Source organism: Streptomyces sp. NPDC036815, assembly GCF_055609205.1.
In genome coordinates this window covers 113467-139635 of sequence record NZ_JBVJPW010000004.1, presented here as the reverse complement: position 1 = coordinate 139635, position 26169 = coordinate 113467, and the positions used below count along the sequence as shown (strand labels likewise).

Annotated in this window: 21 protein-coding genes and 1 pseudogene; 11 read left to right on the top strand and 11 right to left on the bottom strand. The window is 72.7% G+C overall.

What is annotated here, in order from left to right; genetic code table 11:
* Positions 1 to 75: 75 nt before the first annotated feature.
* Entirely contained in the window at positions 76 to 927 is an 852-nt protein-coding gene (locus tag ACZ69I_RS11560) for a LysR family transcriptional regulator (protein ID WP_470831728.1), read from the bottom strand.
* Positions 928 to 1007: 80 nt separating this feature from the next.
* Between ACZ69I_RS11560 and ACZ69I_RS11555 the strand changes: the two genes are divergently transcribed.
* Positions 1008 to 1502 carry a cupin domain-containing protein gene (locus ACZ69I_RS11555; protein ID WP_470831727.1) on the top strand — a complete coding sequence of 165 codons (495 nt, stop codon included), beginning with the start codon at positions 1008 to 1010 and terminating at the stop codon, positions 1500 to 1502.
* A gap of 7 nt (positions 1503 to 1509) precedes the next feature.
* On the opposite strand, the gene ACZ69I_RS11550 is transcribed toward ACZ69I_RS11555, so the two are convergent.
* Positions 1510 to 2304, bottom strand: coding sequence for a thioesterase family protein (locus ACZ69I_RS11550; protein WP_470831725.1), 795 nt, complete (start codon positions 2302 to 2304; stop codon positions 1510 to 1512).
* Between the two features lie 263 nt (positions 2305 to 2567).
* On the opposite strand from ACZ69I_RS11550, the gene ACZ69I_RS11545 reads away from it, so the two are divergent.
* From ACZ69I_RS11545 to narI, 4 genes are read left to right on the top strand one after another with little or no spacing between them, the layout of a single operon-like run.
* Positions 2568 to 6227, top strand: a complete 3660-nt coding sequence (locus ACZ69I_RS11545; protein WP_470831723.1) for a nitrate reductase subunit alpha — start codon at positions 2568 to 2570, stop codon at positions 6225 to 6227.
* A complete protein-coding gene (gene narH / locus ACZ69I_RS11540) occupies positions 6227 to 7870 on the top strand; it encodes a nitrate reductase subunit beta (protein WP_470831721.1) in 1644 nt (547 codons plus the stop codon). Before ACZ69I_RS11545 ends, narH begins: the two co-directional genes overlap by 1 nt.
* Entirely contained in the window at positions 7867 to 8505 is a 639-nt protein-coding gene (narJ, locus tag ACZ69I_RS11535) for a nitrate reductase molybdenum cofactor assembly chaperone (protein WP_470831720.1), read from the top strand. Before narH ends, narJ begins: the two co-directional genes overlap by 4 nt.
* A complete protein-coding gene (gene narI / locus ACZ69I_RS11530) occupies positions 8502 to 9212 on the top strand; it encodes a respiratory nitrate reductase subunit gamma (protein WP_470831719.1) in 711 nt (236 codons plus the stop codon). Before narJ ends, narI begins: the two co-directional genes overlap by 4 nt.
* Before the next feature lie 47 nt (positions 9213 to 9259).
* On the opposite strand, the gene ACZ69I_RS11525 is transcribed toward narI, so the two are convergent.
* From ACZ69I_RS11525 to ACZ69I_RS11505, 5 genes are all read right to left on the bottom strand, one after another.
* Positions 9260 to 10024 (bottom strand): hypothetical protein, encoded by a 765-nt coding sequence (locus ACZ69I_RS11525; RefSeq protein ID WP_470831718.1) that lies wholly within the window; start codon positions 10022 to 10024, stop codon positions 9260 to 9262.
* Between the two features lie 231 nt (positions 10025 to 10255).
* The gene (locus ACZ69I_RS11520; RefSeq protein ID WP_470831717.1) at positions 10256 to 10420 is read right to left on the bottom strand and encodes a hypothetical protein; all 165 of its coding nucleotides are present in this window, start codon (positions 10418 to 10420) and stop codon (positions 10256 to 10258) included.
* A gap of 181 nt (positions 10421 to 10601) precedes the next feature.
* Positions 10602 to 11642, bottom strand: a complete 1041-nt coding sequence (locus tag ACZ69I_RS11515) for an NAD(P)-dependent alcohol dehydrogenase (protein WP_467676443.1) — start codon at positions 11640 to 11642, stop codon at positions 10602 to 10604.
* Between the two features lie 99 nt (positions 11643 to 11741).
* Positions 11742 to 12506, bottom strand: a complete 765-nt coding sequence (locus ACZ69I_RS11510; RefSeq protein ID WP_470831716.1) for an SDR family NAD(P)-dependent oxidoreductase — start codon at positions 12504 to 12506, stop codon at positions 11742 to 11744.
* A gap of 56 nt (positions 12507 to 12562) precedes the next feature.
* Positions 12563 to 13183 carry an acyl-CoA-like ligand-binding transcription factor gene (locus ACZ69I_RS11505; RefSeq protein ID WP_470831714.1) on the bottom strand — a complete coding sequence of 207 codons (621 nt, stop codon included), beginning with the start codon at positions 13181 to 13183 and terminating at the stop codon, positions 12563 to 12565.
* A 128-nt stretch (positions 13184 to 13311) separates the two neighbouring features.
* Between ACZ69I_RS11505 and ACZ69I_RS11500 the strand changes: the two genes are divergently transcribed.
* The 3 genes and pseudogenes from ACZ69I_RS11500 to ACZ69I_RS11490 all read left to right on the top strand — a co-directional run.
* Positions 13312 to 16941 carry an alpha/beta hydrolase gene (locus ACZ69I_RS11500; RefSeq protein WP_470831712.1) on the top strand — a complete coding sequence of 1210 codons (3630 nt, stop codon included), beginning with the start codon at positions 13312 to 13314 and terminating at the stop codon, positions 16939 to 16941.
* 120 nt (positions 16942 to 17061) lie between these two features.
* A complete protein-coding gene (locus tag ACZ69I_RS11495) occupies positions 17062 to 18048 on the top strand; it encodes a helix-turn-helix transcriptional regulator (protein WP_467675967.1) in 987 nt (328 codons plus the stop codon).
* A gap of 50 nt (positions 18049 to 18098) precedes the next feature.
* Positions 18099 to 18794, top strand: a pseudogene (locus tag ACZ69I_RS11490) (dioxygenase family protein); the annotation flags it as partial.
* A 33-nt stretch (positions 18795 to 18827) separates the two neighbouring features.
* Here the strand turns inward: ACZ69I_RS11490 and ACZ69I_RS11485 are convergent.
* Positions 18828 to 19781 carry a GNAT family N-acetyltransferase gene (locus ACZ69I_RS11485; RefSeq protein ID WP_470831711.1) on the bottom strand — a complete coding sequence of 318 codons (954 nt, stop codon included), beginning with the start codon at positions 19779 to 19781 and terminating at the stop codon, positions 18828 to 18830.
* Positions 19782 to 19871: 90 nt separating this feature from the next.
* Here ACZ69I_RS11485 and ACZ69I_RS11480 point away from each other — a divergent pair, with 90 nt between their 5' ends.
* Positions 19872 to 20153 carry a hypothetical protein gene (locus ACZ69I_RS11480; RefSeq protein ID WP_470831709.1) on the top strand — a complete coding sequence of 94 codons (282 nt, stop codon included), beginning with the start codon at positions 19872 to 19874 and terminating at the stop codon, positions 20151 to 20153.
* Positions 20154 to 20194: 41 nt separating this feature from the next.
* On the opposite strand, the gene ACZ69I_RS11475 is transcribed toward ACZ69I_RS11480, so the two are convergent.
* Positions 20195 to 20611, bottom strand: coding sequence for an ATP-binding protein (locus ACZ69I_RS11475; RefSeq protein WP_467675971.1), 417 nt, complete (start codon positions 20609 to 20611; stop codon positions 20195 to 20197).
* A gap of 232 nt (positions 20612 to 20843) precedes the next feature.
* Here ACZ69I_RS11475 and ACZ69I_RS11470 point away from each other — a divergent pair, with 232 nt between their 5' ends.
* Both ACZ69I_RS11470 and ACZ69I_RS11465 read left to right on the top strand, forming a co-directional pair.
* Positions 20844 to 22019 carry an alpha-hydroxy-acid oxidizing protein gene (locus ACZ69I_RS11470; protein ID WP_470831708.1) on the top strand — a complete coding sequence of 392 codons (1176 nt, stop codon included), beginning with the start codon at positions 20844 to 20846 and terminating at the stop codon, positions 22017 to 22019.
* An 87-nt stretch (positions 22020 to 22106) separates the two neighbouring features.
* A complete protein-coding gene (locus ACZ69I_RS11465; protein WP_470831707.1) occupies positions 22107 to 23627 on the top strand; it encodes an MFS transporter in 1521 nt (506 codons plus the stop codon).
* Positions 23628 to 23638: 11 nt separating this feature from the next.
* On the opposite strand, the gene ACZ69I_RS11460 is transcribed toward ACZ69I_RS11465, so the two are convergent.
* Both ACZ69I_RS11460 and ACZ69I_RS11455 read right to left on the bottom strand, forming a co-directional pair.
* Positions 23639 to 25219, bottom strand: a complete 1581-nt coding sequence (locus tag ACZ69I_RS11460; RefSeq protein ID WP_470831706.1) for a glycoside hydrolase family 13 protein — start codon at positions 25217 to 25219, stop codon at positions 23639 to 23641.
* Positions 25220 to 25284: 65 nt separating this feature from the next.
* Positions 25285 to 26166 (bottom strand): carbohydrate ABC transporter permease, encoded by an 882-nt coding sequence (locus ACZ69I_RS11455; RefSeq protein WP_470831705.1) that lies wholly within the window; start codon positions 26164 to 26166, stop codon positions 25285 to 25287.
* Positions 26167 to 26169: the final 3 nt, after the last annotated feature.

Here is a 26169-nt window from a genome sequence, read left to right as displayed (position 1 = left end):
GCGGGTACCCCGCCGGTCACCCGTCACACGAGGCGTGGTCCACCTCACGGGCCTCCGCCGCCGCCCCGGCCCCGCTCACGCGCGGTACGCGGCGATCGCGGCCCCGACGAACGAGCGGATCAGCGGGTTCGTGTCGCCCTCGGCCCATGCCACCACCGTGCGGCTCGGCGCCATGTCGAGCAGCGGCACCACCGTGAGCCCCTCCGCGGGCTCGTCGGCCAGGAGGGTCATGCCGATCGTGCCGTTCCAGAGGACGGCCTGGCGGCACTCCTGGACGGCTCGCACGACCGGGCCCGTGCGGGGTGCGCCGCCGCTCCAGTACGACTGCCAGGCGGGGTCGGTGCCCTCGGGGAACACGAACCAGCGGCGGTCGGCGAGGTCGGCCAGGGTCAGGGCGTCGCGGCGGGCCAGCGGGTCGTCGGTGCGCAGCAGCGCTCCCACCGGGTCGGCGCTCAGCTCGCGCACGGTGAGTCCTTTCGTGTCGAACGGCCCGCGGGTGAGGGCGACGTCGACGCGTCCGGCGCGCAGGCCGCAGGTGGGGTCGGTCAGGTCGCTCTCGCGGACGCGGACCTCCACGCGCGGGTGCAGCCGGTGGTAGGCGGCGGCCAGCCGGGCCACGCCGGGGTCGGTGCCGCCGCCCAGGACGCCGACGGTGACGGTCGCGGCGCCGGCCGCGGCGGCCACGCGTACGCGTACCTGGTCGGCGCGGTCGAGCAGGGCGCGCGCCTCGTCGAGCAGGACGGCTCCCACGGGGGTGAGCGTGACGCCGGCCGGTGAGCGGTCGAACAGTGTGGCGCCGAGTTCGGTCTCCAGGCGTTTGATCGCCCGGCTCAGGGGCGGCTGGCTCATGTGCAGCCGGGTGGCGGCCCGGCCGAAGTGGAGTTCCTCGGCGACCGCCACGAAGTAGTGCAGTGCGCGCAGCTCCATGCCGTCACGATACCCAGGCGGTATCGGCGCCCCGGAACAGGTCTTGGACGGCCAACGGGCTCCGGCGGTGGAATCGGGGCATGACCCACGAGAGCAGGAACACCGAGACCGAGAACGCCGGAAGCGCCCGCCCCGCCGTGTCCGTGGTCCGCCCGGGCGAGGGCGAGACGATCGTCATCGGCACCACCCGCATGCGTGTCCTGGAGGACGGCAGCAACACCGGGCACCGCCTCGGGATGACCGAGTCCGTCCTCGCGCCGCACACACCGGGACCGCCCCAGCACCGCCACGCCCAGCACGACGAGGGCTTCTACGTCATCACCGGATCGGTGCGCTTCACGGTCGGGCGGGACGAGCACGACGCCACGCCGGGCACGCTCGTCATGGTCCCGGCGGGCGCCCCGCACACCTTCGCCAACGTGACCGGCCAACCCGCCGTCATGCTCAGCACGTTCACGCCGGACCTGTACGTGCGGTACTTCCGGGAGCTGCGGGACGCGCTGGAGGGCGGCGGGCCGATGACCCCGGAGGCGAGCATCGAGACGATGAGCCGCTTCGCCACCGAACCGGCCTGACCGGCCGTCAGCCCCGCGTCGGCATCGGGCGGACGGTGAGCATCTGCTGCGCGTAGCCGACCGGCCCGGTGACGTCGTGCAGGACCGTGCTGGTGATGCCCTGGCCGGTGGGGCCGAAGGTGACCGTGGTGTCGAGCCCCGTCCAGCCGCCTGCGGGCTGCCGGTGGAGGTGGACGGTGAGGTCGACGTTGGGGAACATCCAGGTGGTGGGCGACTGGCGGGCGGCGATGCCGTTGGCGGTGTCGACGAGCGCGACGTAGGACGCCAGCGGGCCCGCGTTCCGTCCGGCGACGAGGTCGAGCGGGGTGGAGATCCACGCCGTCCCGCGCCCCGGCCGCGGGGGCGTCACCGGGCGGACGTCCAGGGAGGCGATGTACCCGCCGGGCCAAACGGCGCCCATGTCCCAGGGTGTCAGCCCCTCGGGCGCGGGGAGCGGCTCGGGGGCGCCGCCCGCCACGGCGCCGGTGTCGCCCGAGGCGAGCAGCCAGGCCCGGGCCCGTACGACGGGGCGGTCGGCGATGCGGGCGACGGCCTCGACGAGTTCGATGGTGCGGCCGGGCCTGATGGTCTCGACCCGGATCTCGCACTCGTCGAGGGCGAGGCGGCCGAGGATGTCGAAGCTGATCCGGGAGAGGACCAGGCCGGTGGCGGGCCGCGCGGCCAGATGCCGCTCGATCGCGTGGACGAGGAGTCCGCCGACCGGGCTGAAGTGGTACTCGTCGGTGGCCCAGGCCCCACTGGCGTGCGCGGTGGGCTTGTAGCGGTGGTCGTCGATGGGCTCGAAGTAGCTGCCGGTCTTCAAGGGGTGCCTGCCTCCGGTGCTCGGCGTGACGGATTCCGACGGGCTGCGGCACGCCCCCGGGGGTAAAGGAACCGTGCTAGTCCGGCCTCGTACCGCAACGCCCATTGTCAAGAGCGAGAAAAATAACTTCTAGGTACAACCAACTGGCCTGATTGAGATCCACATCACGCGCCCGGCGAGAGGAGTCTGATCCTCGTTCGTCGAGAGGCGCGTGCCGGAGGTGACCATTCCGGCAGGCCAGTTCCCCGAGGGGAGTCCGTGGCATGGGACGTGGCAGGGCGAAGGCGGAGCGGATCGCGGCAGATGCCGCCGAACGCCTTCTTGCCGCCGGGCAATTGATGCAGAGGGCGCCGACCACGCCCGAGGGCCGGGCGGTGTTCCGCACCGACCAGCGCGTCAACGACCAGCCGTACCGGGAGCGCTGGGCGCACGACAAGGTGGTGCGCTCCACCCACGGGGTGAACTGCACCGGCTCGTGTTCCTGGCACGTCTACGTCAAGGACGGCCTGATCACCTGGGAGACACAGGCGACCGACTACCCCTCGGCGGGAGCGGACCGGCCGGACTACGAACCGCGGGGCTGCCCGCGCGGCGCCTCCTTCTCCTGGTACACCTACTCCCCGACCCGGGTGCGCTACCCGCACGCGCGCGGCGTGCTCGTGGAGATGTTCCGGGACGCGAAGCGCCGGCTCGGCGGTGACCCGGTGGCCGCCTGGGCGGAGATCACCGGCGACCCGGACAAGCGGCGCCGCTACCAGTCCGCGCGCGGCAAGGGCGGCCTGGTGCGCGTCGGCTGGGACGAGGCCCTGGAGATCGCGGCCGCCGCGCACGTGCACACCCTCGGGGAGTACGGGCCCGACCGCATCGCCGGCTTCTCGCCGATCCCGGCGATGTCGATGGCCTCGCACGCCGTCGGCGCCCGCTTCCACTCGCTCATCGGCGCCCCGATGCTGTCCTTCTACGACTGGTACGCGGATCTCCCGATCGCCTCCCCGCAGGTGTTCGGCGACCAGACCGACGTACCGGAGTCGGGCGACTGGTGGGACGCCGCGTATCTGATGCTGTGGGGCTCGAACGTCCCCGTCACCCGTACGCCCGACGCCCACTGGATGGCCGAGGCGCGCTACCGCGGCCAGAAGGTCGTCGTGGTCTCGCCGGACTACGCGGACGCGACGAAGTTCGCCGACGAGTGGCTGCACCCGCATCCGGGCACCGACGGCGCCCTCGCGATGGCCATGGGGCACGTGATCCTGCGGGAGTGCTTCGTGGAGCGGCAGGTGCCGTACTTCACGGACTACGTCAAGCGCTTCACCGACCTGCCCTTCCTCGTCGCGCTCGACGAGCGCGGCACGGGTACCCGCGCGCCCGGCGCGTTCGTCACCGCCCGCGATCTGGACCTGGCCAAGGAGGCCGCGCCGGAGTCGCGGCGCTGGATGCCCGTCCTGCACGACACGGCCACCGACCGGCCGGTCGTGCCCAACGGCACCCTGGGCGACCGCTGGGGCAAGGACGGCGAAGGCCGCTGGAACCTCGACCTCGGCGACATCGACCCTCTCCTGACCCTGTACGGCCACCCCCGCGCCGAGACGGCCGAGGTGGTGCTGCCCCGCTTCGACGAGGAAGGGGCGACGGTGCGGCGCACGGTTCCCGCGCTGCGTGTCGGGGGGCGCCTGGTGACCACCGTCTTCGATCTGATGCTGGCTCAGTACAGCGTCGCGCGGGCCGGGTTGGGCACGGCGGCGGTCGTGTCGTACGAGGACGCGGCCACGCCCTGCACCCCCGCCTGGCAGGAGGCGGTCACCTCGGTCTCCGCGCAGGCGGTGGTGCGGGCGGCGCGGGAGTTCGCCCGGACCGCGGAGCAGACCCGGGGCCGCTGCATGATCGTGATGGGGGCGGGCACCAACCACTGGTTCCACTCGGACACCATCTACCGGTCGTTCCTCTCCCTGCTGCTGCTCACCGGCTGCCAGGGCGTCAACGGCGGTGGCTGGGCGCACTACGTGGGGCAGGAGAAGGTGCGCCCGTACGCGGGCTGGCAGCAGCTGGCCACGGCGTCGGACTGGGTGCGTCCGTCGCGGCAGATGGCCGGGACGCCGTACTGGTACCTCCACACCGACCAGTGGCGCTACGAGAAGTTCAGCGCAGACACCCTCGCCGCGCCCAACGCGCCCGGCGGCCTCGCGGGACTGCACACCGCGGACCTGGTGTCCCGCTCCGTGCGCCAGGGCTGGATGCCCTCGTACCCGACGTTCGGCGCCAACCCGCTCGACCTGGGGCGGCGCGTGCACGAGGCCGGCGCCGACCCGGCCGAGTGGGTGGCCGCCGAACGCGACGCCGGGAACCTGTCGTACGCCTGCGAGGACCCCGACGACCCGGCCAACTGGCCCAGGGTGCTCACCGTGTGGCGGGCCAACCTGGTCGGCTCGTCCGCCAAGGGCAACGAGTTCTTCCTGCGGCACCTGCTCGGCGCGTCCGACAACGCGAGCGCCGAGGAGGCCCTGCCGGAGCAGCGGCCGCGCGAGGTGACCTGGCGGGACGAGGCGCCGCGCGGCAAGATCGACCTGCTGCTCACCCTCGACTTCCGCATGACGTCCACCGGGCTCTTCGCCGATCTGGTGCTGCCCGCGGCGACCTGGTACGAGAAGCACGACCTGTCCAGCACGGACATGCACCCCTACGTGCACGCCTTCTCCCCCGCGATCAACCCGCCCTGGCAGGCCCGGACCGACTTCGAGATCTTCCACGGTCTTGCCGCCGAGGTCAGCCGGCTCGCCGAGGGCCGCCTCGGCGTGGCCCACGACCTCGTCGCCGCCCCGCTGCTGCACGACACCCCCGGCGAGGCGCCGCCCGACGGGCCCACCGGACCGCAGTTCACGCTCGTGGAGCGGGACTACACCGCCATCGGCGACAAGATGGCCGCGCTCGGCCCGCTCACCGGGCAGCAGGGCATGACGGTCAAGGGGGTGACCGTGCGCCCGCTGCCGGAGATCGACTGGCTGGCCGGCCGCTGCGGCACGGTGCACCGCGCGCCGGTGCGCGGACTGCCCCTGCTCGACACGGACGTCAAGATGTGCGAGGCGATCCTCGCCCTGTCCGGCACCACCAACGGCCGCCTCGCCGCCGAGGGGTTCGAGCGCCTCGCCGAGCGCTGCGGCGCCGACACCGGACTCGGCGAACTCGCGGCGTCGGTGGCCGAGCGGCGCATCACCTTCTCCGACACGCAGGCCCGGCCGGTGCAGGTCGGGGCGAGCTTCGAGTGGTCGGGCAAGGAGGGCCCGGAGCGCCGCTACGCACCGTTCACGATCAACACCGAGCACTTCAAGCCCTGGCACACCCTCACCGGCCGCCAGCACTTCTATCTGGACCACCCGTGGATCGCCGAGTACGGGGAACAACTGCCCGTCTACCGGCCCCCGTTGGACCTCGCGGAACTCGGTGAGCAGCCGAGGGCGGACGGCGACGGGCGTTCGGTGACCGTGCGGTATCTGACGCCGCACTCGAAGTGGTCCATCCACTCCGAGTACCAGGAGAACCTGCTGATGCAGACGCTGGCCCGCGGCGGCCCGGTCATCTGGCTCGGCGTGGCCGACGCCGAGGCGATCGGCGTGGCGGACAACGACTGGATCGAGGCGCAGAACAACAACGGCGTGGTCGTGGCCCGTGCCGTCGTCTCCCACCGCATGCCGCCCGGCACGGTGTTCATGTACCACGTCCAGGAACGCCTGGTGAACGTGCCGAAGTCCGAGGCGACCGGGCGGCGCGGCGGCGTCCACAACGCCCTCACGAAACTCCTGATCAAGCCGACCCACCTGATCGGCGGCCACGCCCAGCTCTCCTTCGCCCCCAACTACTACGGCCCCACCGGCAACCAGCGCGACGCGGTCACCGTGATCCGCCGCCGCGCCCAGGAGGTTCAGTACTGATGCCCCGTGACGGAGCCCCCATCGGACGGGTCATGGCTCAAGTGGCGATGGTCATGAACCTCGACAAGTGCATCGGCTGCCACACCTGTTCGGTCACCTGCAAGCAGACCTGGACCAACCGCTCGGGCACCGAGTACGTCTGGTTCAACAACGTCGAGACCCGACCCGGCCAGGGCTATCCGCGCGGCTACGAGGACCAGGACAAGTGGCGGGGCGGCTGGCAGCTCAAGCACGGCCGCCTGGTGCCCCGCAGCGGGGGCCGCGCCCGCCGCCTCGCCCGGCTCTTCGCCAACCCCGACCTGCCCTCGCTCGCCGACTACTACGAGCCGTGGACGTACGACTACGAGACCCTCATCTCCGCACCGCTCGGTGACGACGTCCCCACCGCACGGCCGCACTCCCAGATCGACGGCGAGCCCACCGCGGTGACGTGGGGGCCGAACTGGGACGACGACCTCGGCGGCGGACCCGCGCACATCGCGGGCGATCCGATGCTGAAGAAGATGAACGAGCAGGTGCGTCTGGAGTACGAGCAGGCGTTCATGTTCTACCTGCCGCGCATCTGCGAACACTGCCTCAACCCGTCGTGCGTGGCGGTGTGCCCGTCCGGCGCCCTGTACAAGCGCATCGAGGACGGCATCGTCCTCGTCGACCAGGACCGCTGCCGGGGCTGGCGGATGTGCGTCAGCGGCTGCCCGTACAAGAAGGTCTACTTCAACCACCAGTCCGGCAAGGCCGAGAAGTGCACGTTCTGCTATCCCCGCATCGAGGCGGGCCAGCCGACCGTCTGCTCCGAGACCTGCGTGGGGCGGCTGCGCTACCTCGGCGTGATCCTCTACGACGCCGACAAGGTCGGTGAGGCCGCCGCCACCGAGAACGAACAGGACCTGTACGAAGCCCAGTTGGAGTGCTTCCTCGACCCCGACGACCCCGAGGTGGCGCGGGCCGCCGAGGCCTCCGGCATTCCGCACGACTGGATCACCGCCGCCCGGCGCTCCCCCGTGCACGCCCTGATCAGCACGTACAAGGTGGCGCTCCCGCTGCATCCGGAGTACCGCACCATGCCCATGGTCTGGTACGTCCCCCCGCTGTCGCCCGTGGTCGAGTCCCTGACCGCCAGCGGGCACGACGGGGAGGACCCGGCGAAGCTCTTCGCGGCCATCGACTCGCTGCGCATCCCCGTCGCCTACCTCGCGGAACTGTTCACCGCGGGCGACCCGGCGCCGGTGGAGGCGGCGCTCTGCCGCCTGGCCGCGATGCGCTCCCACATGCGGCGCGTCAACCTCGGCGAGGAGCAGGATCCCGCCATCGCCCGCGCCGTCGGCATGGACGCCGACGGGATCGAGGCGATGTACCGGCTGCTCGCCCTCGCCAAGTACGACGAGCGCTACGTCGTCCCCACCAGCTACACGGCGAAGACCCCCGCCGACGACCTCGACGCGGGCTGCAGCCTGGACGGCCACGGCGGGCCAGGCATGTACGAGGCGGACGCGTTCCACACCGCCCCCGGCGCCCCCGACTCCCCCGGCAGGGAGCCCGAGCATGCCGGGACGTCGCTGCGCGACCGGGTCAACCTCCTCAACTGGAACGGCCGCGGGCGCCCCGACGGCCTGTTCCCGCGCACCGAGGGCGGCGCCGAGTGAGCCGCGCCGTCGTCCATCAGGCCGCGTCACTGCTGCTCGGCTACCCCGACGAGGACTGGCCGCGGCGGCTGCGCACCGTCCGCACGGCGCTGGAGCCCGTGCCGGGGGCCGGCATCCGGCTCCTGGAGCGGTTCTGCGAACAGGTCGCCGACACGGACCCGCTCGCGCTCGCCGCCCGGTACGTCGCCACGTTCGACCGCAGCCGTCGGCGCTGCCTGTACCTGACGTACTACACCGACGGCGACACCCGCAGGCGCGGGCCCACCCTGGCCGGGCTCAAGGCCCTGTACCGCGAGCACGGCTGGCGGCCGCCCGAGGACGAACTGCCCGACTTCCTGCCCCTGATGCTGGAGTTCGCCGCCCGCGTCCCGGCCGCCGGAACACCCCTGCTCACCGAGCACCGGGCCGCCCTGGAACTGCTGCGCTTCGGCCTGACGGCCCACCGCAGCCCGTACGCCGACGTCGTCCGGGCGGTCTGCGACACCTTGCCGGGGACGGGCCCGGCCACGCGCGAGGCGGCCCTGCGCCTCGCCCGCACCGGGCCGCCCGCCGAGTCGGTCGGCCTGGTCCCCCTGCCCTTCCCCCGGCTCCGGCCGGTACCCGACGCACCGCACGCGGAGGAGACTGCCCGGTGAAGCACCTGCACATCGCCCTGTGGGGCGTCCTGCCCTACCTCGTCCTCGTCGTCCTGGTCACCGGCACGGCCTGGCGCTACCGCTACGACCGCTTCGGTTTCACCACCCGCTCCAGCCAGTTGCACGAACACCGGCTGCTGAGCGTCGGCGGGCCCCTGTTCCACTACGGCCTCCTCTTCGTGGTGGCCGGGCACGCCATCGGGCTCCTCGTGCCCGAGTCACTCACCGAGAAGGCCCACGTCCACGAGTGGCTCTACCACGCCAACGCCCTGCTCGTGGGCGGCACCGCGGGCCTCGCCACCCTCGCCGGGCTCCTGATCCTGCTCCTGCGGCGGCTGCGCGTGCCCGCCGTGCGCGCCGCGACCAGCCGCAGCGACCGCGCCGTCTACCCGGTCCTGCTCTGCGTGATCCTGGCCGGCCTCACCGCCACGGCCACCACCCTGCGACCCCACTCCTACGACTACCGGCTCGGCGTCTCGGTCTGGTTCCGCTCCCTGTTCGCCCTCGCCCCCGACGTGACGGCCATGGCCGACGCCCCCCTCACCTACCAGGTGCACGCGCTGCTCGGCATGGCCCTGTTCGCCCTGTGGCCCTTCAGCCGCCTCGTACACGCCTTCACCGCCCCGCTCGGCTACCTGGCCCGCCCTTACGTCGTCTACCGCTCCCGGGGCGTCCCGGGAGCCGCACGCGCCACGGAGCGGCCCTGACCTGCCTTCTGGGGTGTGCGGACTTCTCGGGTGTATCGGACAGGCACTTACCGCACCACAACGTTGTCCGCGGCCGAAGTCGAAGGACCGGTGGTGGTGTTGCCGTAGTACGCCCAGCGCCACGCGCCCGTCTCGGACGCTTTCACGGTCGTCTTGAGAGCGCCCGAGCCGTTGGCGTGCACCTTCTTCACCGTGGTGTAGGAGGTGCCTCCGCTGGGCTTGAACTGCAGGCTCACCAGGCGGCTTCCGTAGGAGGCGTACTTCCTCGTCTCCCAGTTGGCCCGCGTGACCTTGCCGGTGACAGTGATGGTCCGGCCCTCGGACACCGGCTCGGGCGCAGCGTTCACACTCAGGCGGGAGTTGCGCTTGACGTGGACGGTCAGGCCCTTGTCGTCCGTGTCACCGCCGCCGCCCTCGAAGGACACCTCGGCCGCGACCTTCCAGGCTCCGGCCTCGCTGTTGCGCATGTCCCACACACTGGGGTCGAAGTACATCGTCTCGTTGAAGTCGCAGACGCCCGAGCCCGCCTCGTGGCAGTCGCTCGTCTCGACGGCGTGCCACAGTCGCTCACCCGTATTGCCGCGGTACAGGAACACCGCGGGCCACTTCCACTTGCGGGTGGTCGTCATCCGGAAGGAAGTGGGTGCCGCGACCTCCTTGGACACCCCGATCACGATCGGTTTGCCGCCGTTCACCTGCACACGGGTGAAGGAGACCCCACCCTCGGCCGCCCCGGCCGGCACCGCGGCCACGCCTGCGAACACCGCCGCCGCGCCACTGGCCACGACGGCTCTCCAGACCTTCTTGCCCATCTGACCCTCGATCTCTGTTCCCCATATGGAAAGGCACCGGAGAGCCTCCTCCGGCGCCTTTCAGACAGCCGGGATCCATACAGGGTTGCGCACCGGTGGATCACGATCGGGCATCGGATGATCTTCACCTCGTGCGCCTGATGGCGAGCCAGCAGAGCGCTGACTACCCGAGGGCGGCCGCCACCTTCGCTGCGCCTGAGCGATGACGACGCGCTCGGTCCACCGCTCCAACTAACGCTGCTTGAACTGCTTGTAGCGGATGACCGCAATCCCAGCTCCGGGCGCCAGGAGCATGAGTGGCGCGGTCAGTGATGCCCCGAGCGAGCCGCCTGCGAGGTATGAGATGACGAACCACACGAGGTAGAGGACGAGCAGGACGACGAGCAGTTGCGTCATCACCCGACGGAGCCCTGGATGCTCGGGGGTTTCATGCATCGATGATCACCCTGTTCCATGACGACTACGCTTTGCCTCCATCCTGCTCCCAGCCTGCCGCAACAGTCCGGAGTGCGCGGCCTTTCGCGGGGCCGCCTTCGGCATCGGTAGGGCTGGAGGGCTTCTCGGGAGGCGGGGCGGCTCAGCCGTTGGGCAGGATGACCGCGCGGCCGTTGACGCGGCCCTCGTGCAGGTGCGCGTACGCCGTGGGGGCGTCCTCCAGCGCGTACGTCTCCACGTGGACGTCGATCACGCCGGACCGGGCCAGGTCGAGGACCTCGATCAGTTCGGCCCTGCTGCCCCAGTACGGGGAGCGGACCGCGGTGTCGTAGGGGGTCGTTCCGAAGCCGACGGCGACGGCGCCGCCACCGATGCCGACGATGCTGACGTCGCTCTCCACCGCGGCGCACGCGATCGCCGTCGCGGCGGTGGGCGGCGCCCCGACGAAGTCGAACACCGCCTGCGCGCCGAGGCCGCCGGTCAGCTCACGGACCCGGTCGGCCGCCGCCGCGTCCGACAGGACGGCCTCGTGGGCGCCGACCTCACGGGCGAGGCGCAGCTTCTCCTCGGTGACGTCCAGGGCGATCACGCGGGCCGGGGTCAGCGCGCGCAGCAGCTGGATGGCGACGTGCCCCAGGCCGCCGGTGCCGATGACCACGGCCGTGCTGCCGGGGGTCAGCTTGGGCAGCGAGGTCCTGATCGCGTGGTACGGGGTGAGACCCGCGTCGGTGAGCGGCACGGCGGTCACCGGGTCGAGGCCGTCCAGCGGCACGAGGTGGCGCGGGTCGTCCACGATCATGTACTCGGCGATGGCGCCGGGCGCCCCGAGTCCGGGCGGACGGATGCCCAGCTCGGCGGCGCGCGTGCAGTAGTTCTCCTTGCCCTGCGCGCACATCAGACAGCTGCCGCAGCCCCACGGCCCGTACACCGCCACGGAGTCGCCGAGCGCGAGCCCGGTGACGCCCTCGCCGAGGGCCGCGACCGTTCCGGCCCCCTCGTGGCCGAGGGTCAGCGGCAGCGGGAAGCCCAGGGACTCGGCGGGGCCGCTCATCACGGCGATGTCGGAGTGACAGACCCCGGCGGCGGTGACCTTAAGGAGCACCTGGCCGGGGCCCGGTGCGGGGCGCGGGACCGTGACGACTTCGGGGGCCGTGCCGACGCTGCGGTACTGGACGGCCCTCATCTCGGCGGGCAGGCCGGTGATTTCTTGTCCTGACATCTTGTGTGTGCCTCTCTCTTCTTGCCTCTTCGCGGACCGCTCTTCCCGCTTCTTCGGCTTTCCTCAGCGGGCCGCGTAGCCGCCGTCGACCAGGTGGTAGCTGCCGTTGATGAACGAAGCGCGGTCCGAGAGCAGGAACAGCGTGAGGTCGGCGACCTCCTCGGCGGTGCCCAGGCGGCCCTGGGGGTGGAGCGCGATCAGCTGCTCGCGCTGGTTCTCGTCGCCCCTGAGCAGCGGCGTGTCGATGAAGCCGGGGGCGACGGCGTTCACGCGGACGCCCCGGGCCGCGTACTCCACGGCGGCGGTCTTGGTCAGGCCGACGACGGCGTGCTTGGCGGCGGAGTACGCGGCGGAGCCCGCGAAGCCGTTGGTGCCGAGGATCGAGGACATGTTGACGACCGCGCCCCCGCCCGCGGCGAGCAGGTGCGGCAGCTCGTGGCGCAGGGAGTAGAAGACGCCGTTGAGGTTGGTGTCGATCACGCGCTGCCAGTCCTCGACCGTGTACTCGCCGGTGGGGGCGGAGGCCCCGGCGATCCCGGCGTTGTTGACGGCCAGCTGGAGTCCGCCGAAGGTCGCGACCGCGTACTCGACGGCGTCGCGCACGGAGTCGGGGTCGGTGACGTCGACCCGTACGGCCGCGGCCCGGCCGCCGGTCCCGGCGAGCTCCCGGGCGACGTCCCGCGCGCCCTCTTCGTTGTGATCGGCGACGACTACGGCCGCTCCGGCCGCGGCGAGGCGACGCGCCACCGCGAGGCCGATGCCGGACGCGGCGCCGGTGACGAAGGCGGTCTTCCCGGCGAACTCCGTCGCCGCGGAGGTAGTGGACATGGAGGTGCCGGTGGAGGTGTTGCCTGTGGTGTTTGCGCTCATGGCTGTGCCTGGTTTCACGTGGTGGTGGTACGGGGTGCGGGCTCGTCGGCCAGGGCCGCGAACGCCGCGTCGATGAGCTCCGGCAGCGGGGCGTGCCCGCCGGGCGCGATCCAGAACCGCACGGCGGTGCCGAACGCGCCGACCGCCAGTGAGACGGCGAGCGCCGGGCGCAGATCGCGCTCGGCGTCGAGGCCGAGGCGGTGCGCGACGATCGCCACCGACTCGGTCTCGGCCTCGTCCTGGACCCGCAGATAGGCGGGCAGCAGCGACGGCTCCGCGTGGAGCAGGCGCAGCAGGTCGCCCGAGCGGGGCAGCCGGTGCCAGGCGGTCGGTTCGTGGTCCAGCCAGCTCCGCAGGGCGCGGTAGTAGGCCGTGAGCGGGCCCTCCCCCGCGGGCCGGGCGGCGAGCGCCGCGTTGATCCGTGCGTAGTCGGCGCGCAGGGCGTCGACCACGGCGTCCTCCTTGCCGGTGAAGTACCGGGAGAAGGTGCGGCGGGAGACGTCGGCGCGGTCGCTGATCGTCTCGACGGTGACCTGGTCGAGGCCGTGGGCGAGGACCAGGTCCACGGCGGCGTTCGCCATGGTCTCCCGGCTCTCCTGGACCTTGCGGGTCCGGCGGCCCTGTCCGTTGCTCATGCTTCGACTGTACTCCTCAAAGTGTCCCAATGGGACACATGACCCACCGGGACACTTTCAGGAAGGCATGTTCCTGCCGAACACCTGCCGGATAATCGACGGCCTCGGCCGTCACACCGGAGGTTGCTTTGAGCGAACGTCGACTGGGCGTGGTGCTGGTGCACGGAATCCGGTCGAGCCCGGCCATGTGGGACCCCCTGCGCCAACTCATCGCGGACGACCCCGAGTTGGACTTCGTGCAGACACTCCCCTTCCGGTACGCCACCGGCCTGCGGCGCTTCACCCCCACCCGGACGTTCCCCTCGTTCGACATCGCCGCCGACAGCCTGCGGGAGTACATCGACACCCGTACCGAGGAGTTGCCCCGCCTGATGGTGGTCGCCCACAGCCAGGGCGGCCTGATCGTGCAGCGCTACCTGACCCGGATGCTCACCGACGGACGCGGCAGGGACCTCGCGCGCATCGGCCGGATCGTCCTCCTCGCCTGCCCCAACGACGGCTCCGAGATCCTCATGTCGCTGCGCCGCGCCTTCCTCGGCCCGCACCATCCCCAGGAACGCCAACTGCGGCCACTGGTACCGCAGATCAAGTACACCCAGCGCATCGTGCTGCGCGACATCGTCAACGCCCGTGAGGTCACCGACCGCACCTGCCCCATCCCCTTCTCCGTGTACGCGGGCACCACCGACAACATCGTCACGGCCGCCTCCGCGCAGAGCGTGTTCCCCGATGCCACCAGCCTGGACGGCGGTCACTCGTCCATCGCCCGCCCGGACTCGTCCGAGCACCAGACGTACGTGTCGCTGCGCCGCCTCATCCTCAGGACCGCCGACACCGGCACCGATCCGCCGCCCGGTGCGCCCGGCTCCCCGCCCTCGGCGGCGATCCGCGACGTGGACCGGGACGCGACGGCCCTCGGCGTGCACCGGGCCATCGACGCGGACGCGCCGCACACCGACCTCGCGCCGCAGCCGCCGTACGTCACGCGCGAGCACGACCGCGTGCTGCGCGCCGTCGCCGCCGAGGCGGCCGCGGGCCGCAGCAGACTCGCCGTACTCGTCGGCGGCTCGTCGACGGGCAAGACCCGGGCCTGCTTCGAGGCACTGTCCCTCCTCGGCCCCGAGTGGCGGCTGTGGCATCCCCCGAGCGCGGACGACCTCGTCGCCGGGCTCGCCGCACGGCCCGCCACCCCTCGCACCGTGCTGTGGCTGAACGAGACGCAGCGCTATCTGACCCCCTCGGCGACGGACCCGGCGGCCCGCGCCCTGCAGGAACTGCTCGGGTCCCCCGACCGCGGGCCCGTGCTGATTCTCGGCACCCTCTGGCCCGAACGGCACAAGGAGCTGACCGGCTCCCCCGACACCCCGGCCGCCCAGCTCCTCAAGGACCGCGAGATCCCCCTGACCGACACCTGTTTCCGCAGCGCGGCCGAGGCCGATGTCGCGGCGGCCGTGCGGAGCGACCCGCGGCTCGCCGAGGCCTTCGGCGCCGACCGGGCCCAGGCCACCCAGTACCTGGCGGGCGGCCGCGAGCTCGTCGCCCGCTACCGGGGCGTCCCGGAGACCCGCGCCCTGGTCGACGCGGCCGTGGACGCCGCGCGCCTCGGCCGCGTCCAGGACGTCACGGCACCGTTCCTGGCCGAGGCTGCGCGGGCGCTGCTGCCCGAGTCGTACCTGCGCATGCAGGGCCCCGACTGGCGCGACACGTGGTTCCCGCGCGCGCTCGGCGACGCCGGAGCGCCGTGCCGGGGCGTCCCCGGGCCGCTGACGACGCTGGGCGCCGCCCCTCCTGGGGCACCGGGGGCCGGACCGACCTACCAGCTCGCCGACTACCTGGACCAGCGGATCTCCCTGAGCCGCTCGCTGACCTGTCCGCCGGAGGGCTGGTGGGAGGCGGCCGTCCGGCACCTCCCCGCGCCGCACCACCTGCTGGACCTGGCGGAGGCGGCCCGTTCCCGCGCCCGGTACCGCGGCAGCGCCCGGCTGGCCCGGCAGGCCCTCGACGCGGGCCCGTCCGTGCGCGCGTACAGCCTGCTGACCGGCCTCCACCAGCGCGCCGGTCACGCGGCCGCGGCGGCCGCCGCGGCGCAGCGGGCGCTGGACCTCGGCCACGAGCGTCCCGCACTGGAACTGGCGCGACTGCTGCGCGCGGACGGCGAGTTGGCGCGGTCCATCGACTGGCTCCAGAAGGTGGTCGACACAGTGGACGACGACGAGCAGGCGCGCTGCGATCTGTGCGTGGCCCTTCTCGAACACGGCGACGTCGAGCGGGCCCTGCGCACCGCGGAAGGCCTGCGGAACTGGCAGTTGGAGCACTTCGCGGACAAGCTCGGCGCCTACGGGCAGAGCGCGCGGGGGCTGCCGTTGGCCCGCCGTCTCGCGGCCGAGGGAGACTCCGGGGCGCTCGTCGCCGAGGCGAAGCGGCTGGAGGCCGAGGGCCGGACAGCCGAGGCGATCGGTCTGCTCTCGGAACCGGAGCGACTCGGCTCGGCGCTCGCGTACGAGTACCTGACGGACCTGCGCGAGGAGGCGGGCGACGCGCGCGGGGCCGAGGCCGCCGGGCGCCGCGCGGCGATCGAGCACCGGTACGGGAAGACCCTCAAGCGCCTGGCCGACCGGCGCGAGGAGGCGGGCGACACGGCCGGTTCGGCGCGCGCCCTGCTGGCGCTCGGCACGTGCCCCGGATGGGAGTGGTGGTCGCTGGCGGCCGGGGCCCGGTTCTCGGCGGCCGGGAATCACCGGGCGGCGGCCGAGGCCGCGCGGAAGGCGATCGACGGCGGATGGCCCGTCGGCTGGGTGCTGCTCGCCCACGTCGCCGACGACGTGGGGGATGCCACCCGCAGGACGGAAGCCCTCGCCGAGGCCACCGCGACCGACGACGGCGACGTCTGGCGGGCGCTCGGCGACTACTACGCCGAGCAGGACCTCCCCGAGGAGGCTGCGGCCGCCTACGGACGCGCCGTCGCACTCGGCGAACACGCGGCCCGGGGCGATCTGGCGAGCCTGTGGCACGACGCCAAGGACCCGGCCCGCAGGGATCAGGCCATCGCGGAGGCGCTCGCCGAGGGACACGTCACGGACCTCCGCCGCCTTCCCGACCAGTACGCCGACGCCGGGGAGCACGCCGCCGCCCGCGCCCAGGCCCTGCTCGCCGCCGAGCACGGCGACGCGGGGACCGGCCTCTTCCTCGTACGCCGTCTGCTGCGCGAAGGGTGTACGGCCGAGGCGCTCGACCTCGCCAAGGGGATGGCCCGCGCGGGGCACGGTCAGGCGTTGCGCGAGCTCGCCGACGCGCTGTGGGAAGCGGGGAATCCGGCCGGGGTGATCGAAGCCGTCGAGGCCGACTGGTCCGCCGGGGACGCCCAAGTGCCCCGGACCGTAGGCAACTTGCTGGCCGCGTACGCGCGGACGGGCGCCGACGCGGAGTTCGGCCGGACCCTGTCTGCCGTGTCCAGCACGCCCGCGCTGCTCAGGGCGGGCGAGCTGTGCGAGGGGCGAGGTCTGCGCGCCGCCGCCGAGGCCGCGTACGAACGCGCCCGGGAGTGCGGCGACGGCCGGGCCCTGCTCGGCCTCGCCCGCCTGCGGGCCGAGGACCGCGCCGCCGTCCGGTCGCTGCTGTACCAGGCGGTCGACAGCGGGGCGCCGGGCGCGCCCGAACTGCTCGCGGCACACTACGACGACAGCGGCGACCGCGCGGCGGCACGGTCCGTGCGCCGCTACGGCGTCACGGAAGGGGAGAGACCGGCCGGCCCCTGGTGAGTCCCTGCGGGCGAGCCCGTGGTTTCGGCGCAATCACGGTCCTGTCCGTCCGGGCCCCGCATGCCAGGGTGGGGAACCGAATGGTCCGGACCAACCTTCGGCGGATGAGGAGCACTGCGCATGCGCGGCACAACGGTTCTGCCGGGTGAGGGAAACAGCGGAGAGCCGGGCGAGGACGGCATGCCGACCCACCGGCTGCAGGTGCCGATGCCCAACACCCTGCCGTTCGCCATCGGCACGTTCGACACCATCGGCCCCATGTCGCGCGCGTCCTTCCCGCACCGGCACACCTTCCACGAGATCGTCCACGTCACCGGCGGCACCGGCGGGCACGTCGTCGACCTGAGCCGCTTCACGCTGCGGCCGCCGAACCTGTGCTTCATCGCGCCCGGCCAGGTCCACCAGTGGGAGAACGTCACCGGCCTGGAGGGCCAGGTCATCCTCTTCACCGACGACTTCCTCGTGGACCACCCCGCCGACCGGTACGTCCTGCGGACGCTCGCCCGGCGCTCCTGGCTCGACCTGCCCGAGGACGCCGCACGGTGGACCACGCGCCTCGTCGCCGACCTCGACGGCGAGTACCGCGCGGGGGCCCACGGGTTCCAGAGCGTCCTGCGGGCCCTGCTGCACGTCCTCGTGGTGCGGGCGGCCCGGCTCCCCGCGCCCCGAGCGGCGGCCGTGCCGCTCGCGCCGCCCCACGCGGACGCGCCGGTCGCGCCCCCGCGCTCCCGCCCCGTCTCGGTGACCGAGGAGTTCGTGACGCTGCTCGGCTCCTCCGAAGGCGCCTTGCAGTCGGTGCGCTCGTGCGCGGAACGGCTCGGCGTCTCGGTGAGCTATCTCAGCGAGGCGGTGAAGGCGTCGACCGGACGCACCCCCGGCGAACTGATCCGCCAGACCCGCGTGCACGAGGCCAAACGGCTCCTGCTGCGCACGGAGTTGTCGGTACGTCAGGTCGCCGACCGGGTCGGGTTCGGCGACCCGGCCTACTTCTGCCGCTTCTTCCGCCGGGAGACGGGCGCGAGTCCGGGGAGCTTCCGTCGCGGCGGCGGCGATATTCACCACGACCACCGGCTGGAGTCCATCGCCGGACCCTCCTCCCCCGCATAGCTTCATAGCCGATCCGGAACCCGCCCACCCCTTTCAGCTCAGGAGGAGCGATGGACCACGAGATCGGCACCCCAGGCGCAGCCGACGGCGCCCCCGAAGAGGCCGGCACCCCCGGCCCGGTCAACGGCAGCAGAGGCCCCAGCCGCAAGACGGTCCTGCGGGCCGCCGCCGCGATGGGCATGGCCGTGCCCGTGAGCCTCATGGGCGTGCCCGCCCTGGCGCGGACCGCTCACGAGCGCGGCGAGGCGCTGGAGGCGACGCCGACCTGTGACGACGGCGACGACCCGACGATCCCGCAGATGGAGGGCCCGTACTTCAAGCCCAACTCCCCGCAGCGCACCTCGCTCGTCCAGCCCGGCACCCCGGGCGTGCGGCTCTCCGTCTCCGGCTACGTCTTCGGGCTCGGCTGCAAGCCCATAGCCAGGACCCTGCTGGACTTCTGGCAGGCGGACGCCTACGGCACGTACGACAACACGGGATACCGCTTCCGCGGGCACCAGTTCACCGACGCCAACGGCGCGTTCAAGCTCACCACGATCGTGCCGGGCCTCTACCCCGGACGCACCCGCCACCTGCACGTCAAGGTGCAGGCACCGGGCCGCCCGATCCTCACCACGCAGCTGTACTTCCCCGGCGAGCCGCGCAACAACACGGACCCGATCTTCGACGCCCGGCTCCTCATGAACGTGCGCTCCGTCGGCAACGCCAAGGAGGCGGTCTTCGACTTCGTCCTGAACGTGCCGCAGTAGGCCTGAGACCAGGCCTCGGAAGACCAGGCCTCAGACAGGACGTATCAGCTCCCAGGTGTCGACGGCGTGGTCGAGCGTCATGCCGTGCCGTTCGTACAGGGACAGTGCGCCGCTGCTGTTGTCGGTGTCCACGCCCAGGCCGATCCGGTCGCGGCCCAGCGCCGCGTAGTGCCCGAAGGCGTGGCGCAGGAGGTGGCTGCCGAGGCCGCGGCCGCGGGCCGCGGCCAGGACTCCGATGCTGGTGATCCAGCCCATCGACGGGCGGTTGTCGTGGGTGTGCAGGACGGCCGCGTCGCCCACCCCGTCGAGGTGGGCGACCCACATCAGTGACCAGTCGACGCGTGCGGCGTCGATGTCGCCCAGCCACTGCGCGTAGGTGCGGGGCTGGTGGTCGAAGTGGTCCTGGAAGGTCTCCTGCAACAGGGCGTGGGCGCGTCGGCGGTCCTCGTCCGCCAGGCAGGGGCGCAGGGTCACGCCGGGAGGCGGCACGGGCATCCGGTCGCCTTCCGGCCGGAGCCGACGGGTCATCACGTTGTAGCGGCGTACGGTGCGCCAGCCCCGCGCGCGCAGCGCCGCGGGGTCCGTGGTGGGCTCGGTGGTCAGGTGGAGGTGCACCACCGCGCGGGTCGCGCCGTTGGCGGCGGCGCGCTCGCCCGCGCGGGCCTCCATCAGCTCCAGCAGGTGCAGGGACCCCTCGGGGCGGCCGGGCAGGACGTAGTGGTCGATGTCGACGCGCTCGCCCGCGGACTCGTCCCACAGCAGCCCGTACCCGACGAGCAGATCGCCGTCGAACAGCAGCCAGGAGTCGCGCTCCAGGTCCACCTCGGGGTGGTTCAAGTCGCCCTCGACGGCGGACAGTTCGGTGTCGGCGCGGCCGATCTCCAGCAGGTCGACCTCGTTCAGGAGCGCGCACACCGCCGCCGCGTCGCCGAGCGTCGCCGGGCGCACGGCCAGGCCGGGGGGCGGTACGAGGGAGGTGGTCATGGCCCCACTGTCCGGCGCCGGGGAGCCCGCTCGCAACGGAGTTTCTCGGGAGGACCGGCCCGCCGGGCGTCAGGCGTACGGGCCCGCCGAGTGCGGGACCCCGCGGACCTGCGGCCGAAGCAGGTGATCGCCGACCGGCAGAACGGGATCGCCCCCGAACTGGAGCATCTCATCCGGCCGTTGGCGGAGCGCTGGCGACTGCCCGCCAACACCCTGGAGCTGCCCGAGGTGAGAGTGACGAGTACGGGCGAGTTCGACGTCCGGGTGGATCCGGGCGCGGCGACCGGCATCGTGGAGAACGTGGCACGCGTGATGAACGTGGCCGTCGCCACCGTGGTCACGACAGGACGAGGCGCGCTGGAGATCTCCTGAAGTCCGGTGCCGTCACGCCCGGGCGGGGGCGCGCGGCGGCATCAGACCAGTACGGCCCGCACCGTCTTGCCGCCCCGGTGGGCCCCCACGACCTCCAGGCGGTGGGCGAGTTCCCGCACCATCGCGAGGCCTCGGCCGCCCTCCCGGTCGACGCTCGGCTGCTGGAAGCGTGGACGCTCCGGGCTCGCGTCGGTGACCTGGACGGTCACCCGGTTGCCGGTGACCTCGACGCTCAGGCGGCAGCCGCCGTCCGCGTACCGCACGGCGTTGGACACGAGCTCGGAGACGACCAGCGTGGCGTCGTCCACGCGCTCGGCGGCCACCTCGGTCTTGCGGCGCCGGGTGCCGACGAGGAACGTGGAGGCCAGCCTCCGTGCCCGGCCCGCCGACGCGGGCCCCGGCGGCAGCGCGTACTCCACCCGTTCCGTGGGCCGATGGGCGCGCTGGTGCGCACGCATGGCAGCTCACTCCCCTCCCAGAAGACGAACCGGCGTCCACCCGCGATCAACGTCGCCACCGGGGTCGCGGCATCAGGTGCGCGACGGTCCTGCCCCACGGTGATGCCCTCGCAGACTGATCGCCAATCCGCCCGAAGCCCCTTCCCTCGCCGTCATTGACCCTGACGTCAACATCGAACGACACTGGGCCGCCCTTGCTCCACGCCGCTCCACGCCGGGAAAGGCGACCTCCATGAACCCGACGCCCCGCCCCTTCAAGGACTACCAGGACGAGATCTACCTCGACGGGCTGCGCGGTGTCGTCCCCGCTTACCCCATGTCGTACGACGAGTTGGAGTCGCGCGCGCAGGCCGCGATGGCGCCCTCCGTCGTCTCCTACGTCGCCGGCGGCGCGGGAGACGAGCTCACGCAGCGTGCCAACGTCACCGCGTTCGAGCGCTGGGGGCTGATACCGCGCATGTTCGTCGGGGCCTCGCAACGCGACCTGTCCGTCGACCTGTTCGGCATGAGGCTGCCCTCGCCCCTGTTCATGGCGCCCATCGGGGTCCTCGGCATCTGCGCGCAGGACGGCCACGGGGACCTGGCGACCGCGCGGGCCGCCGCGCGGACCGGTGTTCCCATGATCGCGTCCACCTTGTCCGCCGACCCGATGGAGTCGGTCGCCGCCGAGCTCGGCGGGACGCCCGGCTTCTTCCAGCTGTACACGCCGACCGACCGGGCGCTCGCCGAGAGCCTGGTGCGCAGGGCGGAGAAGTCCGGGTTCAAGGCGATCGTCGTCACCCTGGACACCTGGATCACGGGCTGGCGCCCCCGCGACCTGAGCACGGCCAACTTCCCGCAGCTGCGCGGCCACTGCCTGGCCAACTACACGAGCGACCCGGTCTTCCGCGCCCAACTGCCCGCCGCGCCCGAACAGGACGTGCAGTCCGCGGTCCTCAAGTGGGTGCAGGTCTTCGGCAATCCGCTGACCTGGGACGACCTGCCGTGGCTGCGGTCGCTGACGTCGCTGCCGCTGATCGTGAAGGGGCTGTGCCACCCCGAGGACGTGCGGCGGGCCAGGGACGGCGGCGTGGACGGCATCTACTGCTCCAACCACGGCGGCCGCCAGGCCAACGGCGGGCTGCCCGCGCTCGACGTGCTCCCGGCGGTCGTCGAGGCCGCCGACGGGCTGCCCGTGCTCTTCGACTCGGGGGTACGCGGCGGCGCGGACATCGTGAAGGCCGTCGCGCTGGGCGCCACCGCCGTCGGCGTCGGCCGCCCGTACGCGTACGGCCTCGGGATCGGCGGGGCGGACGGCGTCACCCACGTCCTGCGCTCGCTCCTCGCCGAGGCCGATCTGCTGATGGCCGTCGACGGCTACCCGAGTCTCGCGGACCTCACACCGGAGGCACTCCAGCGCGTGGGGTGACCGGGGAGGACAGAGGGACTCCAGTAGACACCTTTACGTTTCATGTGAGACATTAATGTCTCATTCGAAATTGAGGTGTTACACCACATGACCCCGCAACGTGATCCACGGCGCTGGGCCGTCCTCGCGATCCTCTCCGGCAGCCTCCTGCTGATCGCCATGGACACCACGATCCTGAACGTCGCCTTCCCGTCCCTGGTCGCCGATCTGCGGCCCAGCTCCGTGCAGCAGCTGTGGATCATCGACAGCTACGCCCTGGTGCTCTCCGGTCTCCTCGTGACCGCGGGCGCGCTCGGCGACCGGTGGGGCCGCAAGCGGCTGCTCCTGATCGGCTTCGGCGTCTTCGCGCTGGCCTCCCTGCTCGCCGTCTTCGCGACCGCGCCCTGGCAGGTCATCGCCGCCCGCGCGCTGCTCGGCGCGGGCGGCGCGGCGATCATGCCGGCCACCCTGTCGATCCTGCGGCGGGTCTTCACCGACGCCCGCGAGCGCGCCCTCGCCTACGCCGTGTGGTCCGCCGTCTTCGGCGGCGGCATGGCGCTCGGCCCGGTCGTCGGCGGCCTGCTGGTCCAGCACGACGGCTGGCACTCCGCCTTCCTGATCAACATCCCGGTCGCGCTGGTGATCATCGCGCTCGGCCTGTGGATCCTGCCCGAGTCCCACCAGCCCCGTGCGGGCCGCTGGGACTGGTGGGGCGTCGGCCAGTCCGTCGTCGGCATGCTCGCCCTCGCGGGCGGCATCAAGCAGCTCGGCAAGGGCGGCCCCGCCGACCCGGTGGCCTGGGCGCTCCTCGTGCTCGCCGCCGTGACGCTCACGGTCTTCGTCCGCCGCCAGCTGCGCCTCGACCACCCGCTGCTGCGGGTACGCCTCTTCGCGTCCCGGCCCTTCGCCATCGCCGCCGCCTCGATCTTCCTCGGCATGATCGCGCTGGGCTCGGCGCTGTTCCTGATCACCCAGTGGTTCCAGTACGGGCAGGGCTACACCCCGCTGGAGGCGGGCATCCGGCTGCTGCCCGCGCCGCTGGGCCTGGTCCTCACCTCGCTCATCACGCCCGCTCTGATGCACCGGCTGCCGATCCGGCACGTCATGGGCGGCGGCCTGGTGGTGATGACGGCGGGGCTCGCCCTGCCGTGGCTGCTGCAGCTGTCCGGGCCGCTCGGTTACGGCGAGGTCGCCGTGGCGCTCGCGGTGCTCGGTTGCGGCGTCGGCGTCGCGACGACAGCGGCGTCCGTGACGCTGATGGCCGCCACCCCGGCCGAGGACGTCAGCGGCGCCGCGGCCGTCGAGGAGACCTGTTACGAGCTCGGCGCGGCGATGGGCGTGGCGATCCTCGGCAGTGTCGCCACCGCGCTGTACCGCGTGAACCTGCCCGACCTCGGCCTCCCCGCCGACACCACGGCCGCCGTCAGCGACTCGATCGGCGAGGCGGCGCGGGTGGCCTCCGAGCTCACAGGACCGGCCGGGAGCGCCCTGCTGACGCGGGCCTCCGACGCGTTCACCTCCGGGATGACGCCGACGTTCCTGATGGCGGCCGCGCTGCCGCTGGTGGCCGCGGCGCTCACCTGGGCGAAGGTCCCCAAGAGCCTGCGCCCGACGGAGAACGCCCACTGAGGCGAGGCCGCTCAGCACCGCAGCCAGACCGCGGTGTCGGCGGGGAGCAGCCCCTTCTCGGTCAAGGGGCCGCTGGCCAGCAGCAGTTCGGAGCCGGGCGGCAGCACCACGTCGTGCGGGCCGAAGTTGACCAGGGTGACCCAGGTGGAGCCCGCACCACCGTCGCTCCCTTCGGGCTCGCAGGTACGGGCGAAGCAGAGCACCCCGCGCTCGTCCGTGCGGAGCCTGCGCAGCGGCCCGGCGTCCCCCAGGGAACGCCTTCGCCGCAGCGCCGTCCGGTAGAGGGAGAGCATCGAGTCCGGGTCCGGTGCCTGCCGTTCGGCGGCGCGTCCGGCCCAGTCGGGCGGCACGGGAAGCCAGCTCGGGGCCGGGGCGCCGTCCCAGGGCAACGGCACCCGGCAGCCGTCCCTGCCCGGGTCGACCCCGCCGGAGCGCGCGTGCATCGGGTCCTGGACGAGCTCCCGGGGGATCTCCACCTCCGGCAGCCCCAGCTCCTCGCCCTGGTAGAGGTAGACGGAGCCGGGCAGCGCCAGGGTGAGCAGGGCCGCGGCCCTGGCCCTGCGGGTGCCGAGCTCCAGATCGGTGGGGACGCCGAAGCGCTTGCGTTCGAAGGCGAAGCCGGTGTCGTCGGCCCGGCCGTAGCGGGTGACCGTCCGGGTGACGTCGTGATTGGCGAGGACCCAGGTGGCGGGGGCGCCGACCGGGGCGTGGGTGGTCAGGGTGAGATCGATCGACTCCCACAGCTGCGCCGGGTCCCACGGGCGGGAGAGGAAGTCGAAGTTGAACGCGGTGTGCAGCTCGTCCGGGCGCAGGTAGCGGGCGAACCGCTCCGCGTCCGGCAGCCAGATCTCGCCGATGAGCGCGGCGCCGTACGCGTCGGCGATCCGCCGCCAGGAGCGGTAGATCTCGTGCAGTTCGGGCCGGTCGTGGAAGGGGTGCGGGCGGGCGGGGTCCATCGGGGGCAGCCCGTCGGCCTTGGCGAGGAGCGCCGCGGAGTCGATCCGCACGCCGGCGGCGCCGCGCTCGAACCAGAACCGCAGCACCTCCTCGTGCTCACGGCGGACCTTCGGGTGGTTCCAGTTGAGGTCGGGCTGCTCGGGCGCGAAGAGGTGGAGGTACCACTCACCGTCCGGGGTGCGGGACCACGGCACCCCGCCGAACTCGCCGACCCAGTCGTTGGGCGGTTCCTCGGAGTACGGCCGGAAGTGGAACAGCTCCCGCTCCGGGGAGCCGGGGCCCGCCGCGAGGGCCGCCCTGAACCACGCGTGCTGGTCGGAGACGTGGTTCGGGACGATGTCCACGATGCAGCGCAGGCCCAGCTCCTGGGCCTCGGTCATCAGCTTCTCGGCCTCGCCGAGGGTGCCGAAGGCCGGGTCGACGGCGCGGTAGTCGGCGACGTCGTAGCCGCCGTCCGCGAGCGGCGACACGTACCACGGCGTGAACCACAGCGCGTCCACGCCCAGTTCGGCCAGATAGGGCAGCCGGGCGCGGACACCGGCGAGATCACCGGTGCCGTCGCCGTTCCCGTCGGCGAAGGAGCGGACGTACACCTGGTAGATGGCAGCGCTGCGCCACCACTCCGTGCTGGACAAATGAGTGTCCTTTCCTACGAGACGCGTACGGGCCTGTGGGCGGGGGTGGAGGCGGCGGGCGCCGCTCAGCCCTTGAGGCTCCCGGCGCCCAGGCCCGCGATGATCTGGCGCTGGAAGACGAGGAAGAGCGCGACCAGCGGCAGGGAGGCCAGCACGAGCCCCGCGACCAGGGAGTTGAGCGGCGTGTCCGACGCCACCCGCTGGAGGAACACGCTCAGCGGCTGCCCCGCGGGGTCCGGCAGCACGAGGAGCGGCCAGAGGAAGTCCTTCCAGGCCGTGACGATGGAGAGGATGGAGACGACGGCGAGGATCGGCCGGGACAGCGGGAGCACCACGCGCCACATGCTCGTCAGCGGGCCCGCGCCGTCCATCTTCGCCGCGTCGAGGATCTCGTCGGGGATCCGGTCGAAGAAGTTCTTCAGGAGGTAGATGTTGAACGCGTTGGCGGCGGCCGGGAGCCAGACCGCGCTCGGGCTGTTGATCAGGTTGCGGTGGAACAGGGGGACGTCGACGACGGTGAGGTAGACCGGCACGAGGAGCGCGGTGGCGGGCATCATCAGGGTCAGCAGCATCAGTGCGAGCACCGCTTTCCCGAACCGGGGGCGCAGCTTCGAGAGCGCGTACGCGGCGGGCACCTGCACCGCCAGTTGCACCAGCCAGGCCCCGCCCGCCAGGACGACGGTGTTCAGGAAGTAGTCCGCCAGGTCCATCTCCCGCCACGCCTTGGCGTAGTTCTCCGGGTGCCAGGACTCCGGTACGTACGTGGGCGGGGACTGCGCCAGTTCCGTGGAGGACTTCATGGCGCCGGTCGCCGCCCAGTAGAGCGGTACGGCGAAGGCCAGCGTGAACAGGACGAGGGTGACGGCGAGGAGCGACCAGTAGACGAGTCGCCCCTTGCGGGTCCGCAGGACGGCGGGGCGTACGAGCGTGCGCATCGAGGCGGACATCCG

Excerpts from the sequence above, each read along its gene's own strand:
- ACZ69I_RS11510 (WP_470831716.1), bottom strand. The coding sequence starts at position 12,506 with ATGTCCACTACCTCCGCGGCGACGGAGTTCGCCGGGAAGACCGCCTTC.
- ACZ69I_RS11455 (WP_470831705.1), bottom strand. The coding sequence starts at position 26,166 with ATGTCCGCCTCGATGCGCACGCTCGTACGCCCCGCCGTCCTGCGGACC.
- ACZ69I_RS11520 (WP_470831717.1), bottom strand. The coding sequence starts at position 10,420 with ATGACGCAACTGCTCGTCGTCCTGCTCGTCCTCTACCTCGTGTGGTTC.
- ACZ69I_RS11515 (WP_467676443.1), bottom strand. The coding sequence starts at position 11,642 with ATGAGGGCCGTCCAGTACCGCAGCGTCGGCACGGCCCCCGAAGTCGTC.
- ACZ69I_RS11525 (WP_470831718.1), bottom strand. The coding sequence starts at position 10,024 with ATGGGCAAGAAGGTCTGGAGAGCCGTCGTGGCCAGTGGCGCGGCGGCG.
- ACZ69I_RS11470 (WP_470831708.1), top strand. The coding sequence starts at position 20,844 with ATGAACCCGACGCCCCGCCCCTTCAAGGACTACCAGGACGAGATCTAC.
- ACZ69I_RS11545 (WP_470831723.1), top strand. The coding sequence starts at position 2,568 with ATGGGACGTGGCAGGGCGAAGGCGGAGCGGATCGCGGCAGATGCCGCC.
- ACZ69I_RS11475 (WP_467675971.1), bottom strand. The coding sequence starts at position 20,611 with ATGCGTGCGCACCAGCGCGCCCATCGGCCCACGGAACGGGTGGAGTAC.
- ACZ69I_RS11505 (WP_470831714.1), bottom strand. The coding sequence starts at position 13,183 with ATGAGCAACGGACAGGGCCGCCGGACCCGCAAGGTCCAGGAGAGCCGG.
- ACZ69I_RS11465 (WP_470831707.1), top strand. The coding sequence starts at position 22,107 with ATGACCCCGCAACGTGATCCACGGCGCTGGGCCGTCCTCGCGATCCTC.
- ACZ69I_RS11485 (WP_470831711.1), bottom strand. The coding sequence starts at position 19,781 with ATGACCACCTCCCTCGTACCGCCCCCCGGCCTGGCCGTGCGCCCGGCG.
- narH (WP_470831721.1), top strand. The coding sequence starts at position 6,227 with ATGCCCCGTGACGGAGCCCCCATCGGACGGGTCATGGCTCAAGTGGCG.
- ACZ69I_RS11560 (WP_470831728.1), bottom strand. The coding sequence starts at position 927 with ATGGAGCTGCGCGCACTGCACTACTTCGTGGCGGTCGCCGAGGAACTC.
- ACZ69I_RS11555 (WP_470831727.1), top strand. The coding sequence starts at position 1,008 with ATGACCCACGAGAGCAGGAACACCGAGACCGAGAACGCCGGAAGCGCC.
- ACZ69I_RS11495 (WP_467675967.1), top strand. The coding sequence starts at position 17,062 with ATGCGCGGCACAACGGTTCTGCCGGGTGAGGGAAACAGCGGAGAGCCG.